General features: G+C 69.0%; 2 protein-coding genes. Both read right to left on the reverse strand.

What is annotated here, in order from left to right; all coding sequences use genetic code 11:
- The coding region (gene rlmM, locus AC1VAN_RS22470) for a 23S rRNA (cytidine(2498)-2'-O)-methyltransferase RlmM (protein WP_480986815.1) at positions 1–657 on the reverse strand (657 nt) is incomplete at its 3' end.
- Positions 641–1180, reverse strand: coding sequence for a nucleoside deaminase (locus tag AC1VAN_RS22475; protein WP_480986816.1), 540 nt, complete (start codon positions 1178–1180; stop codon positions 641–643). The genes rlmM and AC1VAN_RS22475, both read right to left, overlap by 17 nt.
- Between the last annotated feature and the right edge of the window lie 2 nt (positions 1181–1182).

Raw genomic sequence — 1182 nt, forward strand, 5'->3', positions numbered from 1 at the left:
GGCCGCGCGCATGCCCGGACGCACCAGCGCTTCGCGTTCTTCCGGGGCGAGCAGGGTCAGCAGCGCCTCATCCAGCTTCAATGCCGAACGCGAAGGCGCGTCAGGCAGCAGCTTCAGGCGCGGAATGCCCAACGCCCAGGGTGCACTGTCGTCCGGGTTGGCCACGCAGATGAAGGCATGCGTGCCATCGACGAACACCACGTGCAGGCGCGGCAGGCGTGCGTTGGGTTTGTCGCTGAGTTTGCCGGCCTTGCGCAGCGCCGGGCGCAGGGCATTGCCGAAGGCACGCGCGAGCCCGGACAGCGGTTTGCCGGCGTCCGAATCGGGATGCTCCACCCACAGATCACCGAAGCGCGGCGCATCGGCCAGCACGTCCAGCATCGGCGTGATGCGGTCGGCCGGGTCCAGCTGCGGCAGCTCGGCCAGCACCACCAGCTTCTGGCGGGCGAAGATCAGCTCGCGCCACGGCAGTCGCGGTGCAAGCGCTGCGGCTTCATCGCACATGAAGAGCACGTAGCCGTCGTTGCGCTGGGTACGGGCGTAACCGGCAAAACCGGCGGCGCCTGCGCGGAACTGCAGTTCGCCGGCCAGTTCGGGCTCGAAGCCCTGCCGGCACAGGCACAGCAGGCCGATGCCGGCCTCAGTAACGGGCGCCATCGCTTTCCCCATAGGTACGCAGCACGCTGCGCGCCGCATCGCGGTTCAGGCCCTGCACCACGTCGATGCCGCGCTTGTTGAGCTCGCCCACCCAGTCGGCCGGCAGCGGGCCTTCATCGAACGGGGTCAGTTCTTCCACGTCGGCCGAACTGGCGCCGATCAGCAGGCGGTCGATGCCGGCCCACACGGTGGCGCCGTAGCACTGGCAGCACGGCTGCGAGCTGGTGGCCAGGGTGATCGGCGACAGCACCGCGTTCAGGCGCGGGGTCTGCAGGCGCTGCTGGGCCAGCATGTAGGCCATGTTCTCGGCGTGCGCCAGCGAGGTCGAATGCGGCATCACCCGGTTCACGCCGGCAGCGATCACCTTGTCATCCGGCCCAAACACCACGGCGCCGAACGGGCCGCCACTGGCGTGGTCGACGTTCAGCCGCGACAGCTCGATCGCCAGCGCGACCTTGGCCTCGTCGCCCGGATATCGACGATCCAGGTCGATCTGGTCGTGGATCCAGGCGGGAAGGGTCAGGT

It is taken from the genome of Stenotrophomonas sp. 05L44_2, assembly GCF_056665995.1.